General features: G+C 64.6%; 7 protein-coding genes, 1 pseudogene and 1 other annotated feature. Of the genes and pseudogenes, 3 read left to right on the top strand and 5 right to left on the bottom strand.

The genetic code is table 11. The features are described from left to right. Positions 1–54: 54 nt before the first annotated feature. The 3 genes from WAQ08_RS08010 to WAQ08_RS08020 form a co-directional block, all read right to left on the bottom strand. The gene (locus WAQ08_RS08010; protein WP_422190721.1) at positions 55–861 is read right to left on the bottom strand and encodes a PEP-CTERM sorting domain-containing protein; all 807 of its coding nucleotides are present in this window, start codon (positions 859–861) and stop codon (positions 55–57) included. A gap of 99 nt (positions 862–960) precedes the next feature. Further along, positions 961–3,024: a LamG-like jellyroll fold domain-containing protein gene (locus WAQ08_RS08015; RefSeq protein WP_422190723.1), complete on the bottom strand. Its 2,064-nt coding sequence runs from the start codon at positions 3,022–3,024 to the stop codon at positions 961–963. Positions 3,025–3,167: 143 nt separating this feature from the next. After that, positions 3,168–4,073 carry an oxygenase MpaB family protein gene (locus WAQ08_RS08020; RefSeq protein ID WP_422190725.1) on the bottom strand — a complete coding sequence of 302 codons (906 nt, stop codon included), beginning with the start codon at positions 4,071–4,073 and terminating at the stop codon, positions 3,168–3,170. Between the two features lie 99 nt (positions 4,074–4,172). Between WAQ08_RS08020 and WAQ08_RS08025 the strand changes: the two genes are divergently transcribed. The 3 genes from WAQ08_RS08025 (at position 4,173) to WAQ08_RS08035 (ending at position 5,608) form a co-directional block, all read left to right on the top strand. Then, a complete protein-coding gene (locus tag WAQ08_RS08025) occupies positions 4,173–4,772 on the top strand; it encodes a TetR/AcrR family transcriptional regulator (protein WP_422190727.1) in 600 nt (199 codons plus the stop codon). A gap of 86 nt (positions 4,773–4,858) precedes the next feature. Then, entirely contained in the window at positions 4,859–5,314 is a 456-nt protein-coding gene (locus WAQ08_RS08030) for a hypothetical protein (RefSeq protein ID WP_422190729.1), read from the top strand. 87 nt (positions 5,315–5,401) lie between these two features. Then, on the top strand, positions 5,402–5,608 hold the full coding sequence (locus WAQ08_RS08035; protein ID WP_422190731.1) for a hypothetical protein: 207 nt from the start codon (positions 5,402–5,404) through the stop codon (positions 5,606–5,608). Between the two features lie 6 nt (positions 5,609–5,614). On the opposite strand, the gene WAQ08_RS08040 is transcribed toward WAQ08_RS08035, so the two are convergent. Beyond that, positions 5,615–5,857, bottom strand: a complete 243-nt coding sequence (locus WAQ08_RS08040) for a VF530 family DNA-binding protein (protein ID WP_422190739.1) — start codon at positions 5,855–5,857, stop codon at positions 5,615–5,617. A 358-nt stretch (positions 5,858–6,215) separates the two neighbouring features. After that, positions 6,216–6,721, bottom strand: a pseudogene (locus WAQ08_RS08045) (transposase); the annotation flags it as partial. Continuing rightward, positions 6,354–6,470: a sequence feature (AL1L pseudoknot), on the bottom strand. It overlaps the preceding pseudogene by 117 nt.

The raw sequence follows: 6,721 nt of genomic DNA on the forward strand, positions 1-6,721 counted from the left end.
CGGCCAGAACCCATAGGCACATTCACGCCCGGGCCCCGGGCCTTGGCGAGCCGATCAGGCCGCCGCAGCCGTGCGGCGCGAGCGGGCGCGCAGCACGCCCATCACGCCCAGGCCGGCCACCAGCATGGCCCAGCTCGATGCCTCGGGCACGGGGGGGATGTTGAAGTTGGCGATGCTGCCGATCTGGGCCGCCGTCAGGCCGTCCAGGCGCGGGGCGTTGAGCAGGGCCTGGCCCGTGGCCTTGCCCAACAGCACATCGGCGGCGGTGGGTCCATCGACCTCGCTGGCCAGGAAGGCGAAGTTCAGCAGGCTCAGGCTCTGACCGGCTTGCAGCGTGATCGAGAAGCTCACGTTGTAGCGGTCCGGCGTGATCGCAGCCTGGCCCAGGCCGTTGTTACCCGACACCAGCGCCAGCACGGGGTCGCCACCGCCGCAGGCGCCGGACCAATCGTCTTCACAGCTCACGATCAGGCCACCGTTGTTAAAGCTGATCAGTTCGTCGCCGTCCGAACCCAGGTTGCCAAAGAAGTTCAACGTGGTGGTGATCGTGCCGCCGGTGTTGTTGGTGAAGGTATCGAAGAAGCGGTAGACATTGCCGCTCAGCAGATCGACCTGGCGCTGTTGCGTCAGGCTACCGACACCGGCGTTGTAGAAGCCGAAGGCATCGAAGGCGCCGTTGCTGCCATCGAAAACCGCGCCCAGGGCCTGGTTGTACAAGGGCGTGGTGCCGCCGGCGCCAGCATAGCTGGTGCCGTAGTCGGCGCCATTGAAGATGCCGCCTTCAGCCTGGAACTGCACGGCGTGGGCCGAGGTGGACAGGGCGATCACAGCCGTGGCTGCAAAGAGAATGCGCTTGAACATGAGAAAACTCCGAACAGGGGGGTGCCGCGTTACGGGCACAAAGATGAGGTGCCTGGCGGCAGCGCGCTCAGGCGCCACCGCCGGATAGACAGAGATGGATCAGACGCGGCGTGCGGTCAGCCACTGGTCCTGCGTGAGCGGCTTGCCCACCAGGCGCAGCTCGCCCACCCACCCATAGTAGCCATCGGCCAGCACACCGTTCCACCAGCCCGCGCCGATGATCCAGGGCAGCGGCGAGTTCTGCGAGCGCGTGCCCGTGCCCGCGTTGACCACGTTGCGCAGCACCGGCGCGCCATCGATGTACAGCGTGGTGGTGGCGGTGGCCGGATCGTTCACGACGGCCACGTGGTACCAGGTGTTGCGGATCAGCTCGCCCGACCAGTTGGTCTGGGCATAGGCCGAGTTGTTGGCAGGCACCACTTCCCACTGCACTTCGCGCAGGCTGGAGATCGCGAACAGCACGCTCGATGCCTCAGGGTCCCCACCACGGTAGCCGCCGGGCACATTGCCACGATTGCCCTGGCGGCCCAGGATGTTGCCCCAGCGGTGCTTGTCGGAGTTCCAGTCATCCGGAATCTTCACGAAGGCTTCGATGGTATAGCCAGTCCAGAAGCTGCGGCCGTTCACGTTCGCGCCCATGGCACTCAGGAAGGCGCTCAGGCGGTCCGCGGTCCTGTCCGAGTTCATGAAGCGCACGCTGCCGGCTGCCGACGACAGGTAGTGCTTGTCCTTGGTCCACACCACGTCACCCACCTGCGCCTGGCCTTGCAGCGGGGCGCGGACCATGTCGAAGCCACCGGCGATGTCGGGCAGGGCCTCACCCACGCGCACCACCTGACCTTCGGCGAGGTTAGCCGGCGCACGCCAGTGGGCGTAGGTGTCCGACACCACGGGGAAGTCGTTGATGTCACCGGGCGGGCGCGTGACGGGCGGCACGGGCTCGACGTAGTTGGCCAGCAGCTCAGCGCGCACGCGCGGCAGGATGGCGGCGCCGGTGGTCGACACCGTCGGGCGCCAGCGCAGGAAACCCGCGAAGCGCTTCTTGAAGTTGACGGGGATGCTGAAGCGGTTGTTGGGCTGCTGCCGCTCGGCGAAATCGAACTGGTTGAGCGTGTTGCTGGGCTTTTGCACCACCCACGGCGAGAACGACATCACGTCGATCTTGTTGCCCATCAGGTCCAGCTCGTACAGGCGCATCATGGCGTTGCCGCCTTGGTAGTCCATCTGGTAGTCCACCACCATCTGGTGCACTTCGTTGCCGAAGTCGTTGAACTTGCGCAGGTAGGCTGCACCGTGGTGGTGGCCATTGAGCGTCATAAAGATCTGGTCGTTGTCGCGGATCAGCTTGTCCCACAGCATCTTGCCGTACTCGGTCTCGAGCGGGCTGATGCCGTCGCCATCGATGTTGAGCAACTGGTGGTTGGACAAGATCACGGGCACACCGGGGTTGCGCGCAATGATGTCGCGGGCCCAGGCGATGCCGGAGTTCGAGATGCGCCACGACAGCGACAGCACCATGAACTTCACGCCATGCACTTCGAAGATATGGACCTCATGGAAGCCCGAGCTGTGGCGCTCCTTGAAGGTGGTCTGGCGCGCCGCTCGGCTGGTGGGGAACCACTGCAGGTAGGGCTCGGAGGCCAGGTTGCGCTGAGCATCAGTGCCCGAGTTCTGATCCGACGGGTAGCGGTAGTCGTAGTCGGTCAGCACGTCGTGGTTGCCGGCCAGGATGGAGTACGGCACGCCGGCGGTTTCCAGCAGCTTCATGGCCTCGTCGGCCACGCGCCACTGGTTGGGCTTACCGACCTGGTCTACCACGTCACCCAGGTGGATCACGAAGGGGATGTTGTAGGCCGCAGCGTTGTCCGCGATCCATTGGGTCTGCGCCGCGAAGGGCGTCGAGCCATAGGTGCGCTGGAACTGCTGGCCTTCGTCGGTGGTGGCGTAGCGCGAGTAGAACTGGGTGTCGGGCAGCACGGCCAGCGCGAAGCTGGTGACCGTGCCTGCCGCCTGCGCGGGCTCCATCACGCCCATCAGGCCGGCCCCTGCGGTCAGGGCCGACAAGGTGGCCGCGCCGCGCAGCACCGCGCGCCGGTCGGTCATCAACGGCGCATCGCCGGCTTGGGCTGCGTCTGCAGGCAGGCCCTTGTTCTCGTCACTCATGGCTCAAATCCTTACTGCTTGCGAGAGGTACAAAAGTTCGCCCCTCGTGGGGCCGAATGGCGCCACGGTGTGCAGCGCAAGCAGGAGTCTGAGTCGACGCCAAGACCAGGCGTTGACACGCCATGGGCCAGAAGATTCATGCGTTATTCGGCGCGGGCCACCTTGTCGGCCTGCGCCCTCTGTGCGCGCCATTCACGCACCATCGGCAGGTAGCGCCACTCCTTGGGCAGCAGGCGGAAGCTCACGCGGACCACGGTGCAGAACATGCGCAGCAGCACCTCATCGAAGCGAGACCACTTCATGCCCAGCTTGGCGCGCGCCGTCTCCGGCAAGGTGCCGCGGGCCAGCCACTGCGAGAACCCGGTAACCATGGGATCGAGCAGCCGCCACACCGGCTTGGGAATGGATTCGAACGGTGGGGGCGTTTCCCGCAGCTTGATCGCATGGTCGGTGATGGGGGTCGGCACCAGGGTGTCGAGCATACCGTCCCAGTAGCGCTTGAAGCTGGCGTAGTCCGGCGGCACGGGGCGCATCGACAGGCCATAGCGCCGATACCACTCGATGGACTCCTGGTACAGCTGCTCCTGTTCGCGTTCTGTCAGCGGTTTGCCGAACCGTGCCGTCATCGAAATCACGCCTTCCACGAAGGTGGCGTGCGTCCAGAAGAAGAGGTCCGGGCTCAAGGAGTGGTAGGCCTCGCCCGTGGCCAGGTGGCCTTTGATGTTGACGTGGTAATCGCGCACCCGGCGCCCGATGGCGCCCGGATCCGGCCCGTAGATCACGCCCAGGATGGGCGGCAGTGAGCGCAGCAGGCGGTTCCAGGGGTTCTTCAGAAAGACATCGCCCGAGTGCTGCTCCAGCGCACGGCTCACGGCCGGGTGCATGTTCTGCAGCAGGCCGATGCGGAAGATCGTGAGCAGACCGCGCAGGTCACCCAGGTGGTCCCACAGCAGCGAATCAGGGCCCAGGCCTTGTGCGCGCACCTCCGTGGGGGCGAATTCGGGCACCGGGGTGTCGGCAGCAGTCGGTGTGGTGTGGGCAGCAAGCACGGTGTCTCCTTGTCATGAATGGGCCTGCTCACTATGATGCAAACAAATGTTCGCATTCAAGTCGCGAATGACCCGCTTTCAGATCGACACCCTCACGCCATGCGCAAGCCACCCCAACAACAACGCTCCCAGGTGATGGTCCAGAACCTGATCGAGGCCACGGCTCGCGCCTTCGACCGACGTGGCCTGCACCTGACCACGCGTGATGTCGCGGAGGAGGCCGGCGTCAGCGTAGGCTCGCTCTACCAGTACTTCAAGAACAAGGACGAGTTGCTGGCAGGGCTGGTCTCCCGCATGGCCGCGGATGTGTCCCTGGTGGTGATGCGCAACCTGCCGCAGCGCCTGGCGCTGGATTACCCCACCTTCTACAAATCCTGCCTGCTGGAGATCGTCGCGCTGGTGTCGGACAACCCCGGCTACCGGGCCGTGGCCCGCCATTGGCACGAGCTGAGCACCGTGCAGGCCGTGCAGACCGCCGAGCAGCAGTTGATGGAGGTGGCGCGGCAGTACATGCTGCACCACCACAACGAGTACCAGCCGCGGGATCTGCAGGTCAGCGTCTTCGTGGGCTACAACAGCACCGTGTACACCGTGATGCGCTACCTGAGCCTGCCGCATCCGCCCTTCGGCATCGACCGGCTGGTCAATGAGCTGACGGAGATGATGTCGGCGTATGCGGAGCGTAACGGCAAGGCGTGAAGGCCCAAAGATGGCCCCTTCGGCCTATTGAAAGCCGAGTGGCATTTAAGGTATAAATCATTTATACGATTTAACGAGGTCATTCGATGCCCGCTACCCTGCCTGCCACCGCGCCCGCCCCGACCACCTCATCCGACGCCCCCGCCCGCAAGGCGGCTGCGAGCAAGCCAGTGGCCAAGAAGATCGCCGCAAAGAAGCCCGCCGTGAAACGCCCTGCTGCCAAGAAGGCGCCTGCCAGCAAGGTAGCCGCCAAGACAGCCAAGGCTCCGGCAACTCCCAAGCCGGTAGCTGCGCCCAAGGCCGCCGCCCCGAAGAAGGTCAAGCACAAGCTGGTGCGCGACAGTTTCACGATGCCCCACGATGACTTCAAGCTCATCGATCAGCTCAAGGAACGCGCTCTGGGCTTCAAGCGCCCTGCCAAGAAAAGCGAGTTGCTGCGTGCGGGCCTTCAGGCGCTGGCGGGCCTGAGCGACGCCAAGCTCAAGGCCGCGCTCGATGCCTTGGCCCCGCTCAAACCCGGCCGCCCACGTAAAGACGGCTGAGCAAGCCAGCGGGATACCCCGCTTGGGCGGCAGCCTATTGCCCTGCCTCAAGGAACGGGCATCCGCCAGCCGCTACCATCTGGCTCCATGATTCACACTCGCACGGTCAAGGGTCAGGTTGCAGTCCTGTCCTCAAACCCCGACCTGAATCCACTGCACACTCGGCTGCTGCGCATGGTCAACGGCTTCACCCCTACGGAGTGGTTGCTCAAGCTCTTGTCCAGCAGCCAGAACGTTCCGGACAACGTGGTTCACGATCTGGAACGCGAAGGCCTCATCGCCCGAATCGAGTGACCCCATTCACTCCCTGCCCTTGGTCGCCTGGGCACGCCGCCATGTCTCAAGGTACAAGGCCTCGACCTTGGCGCGGGCCCACGGTGTCCTGCGCAGGAACTTCAAGCTCGATGACACGCTGGGGTCGTGCGTGAAACAACGCACCGGAATGAGGCGGCCAAGCTCGCTCCAGCCATAGTAATCGGACAGATCCTCGACCATGTGGGCCAGGGTCACGCCATGCAGCGGGTCTTTGTTCATCTCATCCATGCCATCTGGCGGCTCGCCCTTGAGCGTGGACACGACAACCGCCAGATGCATTGTCGATGAAGAGGCACACCGGGTGCTCGGATCAGCGACGGCGACCTGTTTCGGCAGCGCTCCATAATGAGAACATTTCTCATCTCCAATGATGGGTCTTGCAAGCCCACGCGGAGTAGGCGATGTCTGCCACCAACCCTGTCCTGCAGCAGCAAGTGCACGCGCTCTACAGCGACCACCACGCGTGGCTGCTGGCTGGTTGCACAAGAAGCTCGGCTCACCCCATGACGCGGCGGACCTGGCGCAAGACACCTTTCTGCGCATCTTCTCGCGCGCACCGCAGCCGGCAGAACTACAGGCCCTGCGCGACCTTGTCTGCGCCATAGACCCGCAGGTTGGCTTGCCACACACGCTGAATCTGCGGCATCAACTCCGCATCGCGCCGGGCACGCACCGAGCGCAAGGCTGGCTGTTGCTGGCGTGCGGCATGGCGCCAATATGCCGATGGGGCGATCTGCAGGGCACGGCAGATCGACTCGACCCCAAATTGCTTGCGGTGCTGGTCGACGAAGGCCTTCAGGATTTGATGCGGCGGTCGAGTTCCGCCTGGGCGAAAAACGCGCTGGCCAGTTTGAGTATCTCGTTGGCCTTGCGCAGTTCACGGCTCTCACGCTCAAGGGCCTTGATGCGCTGGGCTTCGGTCGTCGAGACACCCTCACGCTGACCGGCATCGACCTCGTGCTGACGCACCCACGTGTGCAGCGTCTGCGGCACGCAGCCAATCTTGCCGGCGATTGACTCGATCGCCGCCCACTGCGACGGGTAATCGGCCTGGTGCTCCTGCACCATGCGCACGGCACGCTCACGAACCTC

Origin of the sequence: Aquabacterium sp. (genome assembly GCF_049274795.1) — a bacterium.
Classification (GTDB): domain Bacteria; phylum Pseudomonadota; class Gammaproteobacteria; order Burkholderiales; family Burkholderiaceae_C; genus Aquabacterium.